This is a genomic window from Neisseria sp. HMSC070F02 (assembly GCF_001814225.1).
Taxonomy (GTDB): Bacteria; Pseudomonadota; Gammaproteobacteria; order Burkholderiales; family Neisseriaceae; genus Neisseria; species Neisseria meningitidis.
Genome location: NZ_KV815494.1, coordinates 752 through 1,063, shown reverse-complemented (window position 1 = coordinate 1,063; position 312 = coordinate 752). Strand labels below are relative to the sequence as shown.

At 50.3% G+C, this 312-nt stretch carries 1 pseudogene; it reads left to right on the top strand.

The window, feature by feature from the left end:
• Nucleotides 1–130 precede the first annotated feature (130 nt).
• A pseudogene (locus HMPREF2959_RS09945) lies at nucleotides 131–312 on the top strand (pilin); the annotation flags it as partial.

The window sequence follows — 312 nt, the reverse complement described above, 5'->3', positions numbered from 1 at the left end:
CGAACCTACATCCCGTCATTCCCACGAAAGTGGGGATCCAGAACGCAAAATCTAAAGAAACCGTTTTCCCGATAAGTTTCCGTGCCGACGAGGCTGGATTCCCGCCTGCGCGGGAATGACGAATCCATCCTTTTTGGCCGAAGGTCAAAAATCAGCCGTCACAGAGTATTACCTGAATCACGGCGAATGGCCCGGCAACAACAGTTCTGCCGGCGTGGCATCTTCTTCAACAATCAAAGGCAAATATGTTCAAAGCGTTGAAGTCGCAAAAGGCGTCATTACCGCCACAATGCTTTCAAGCGGCGTAAACAA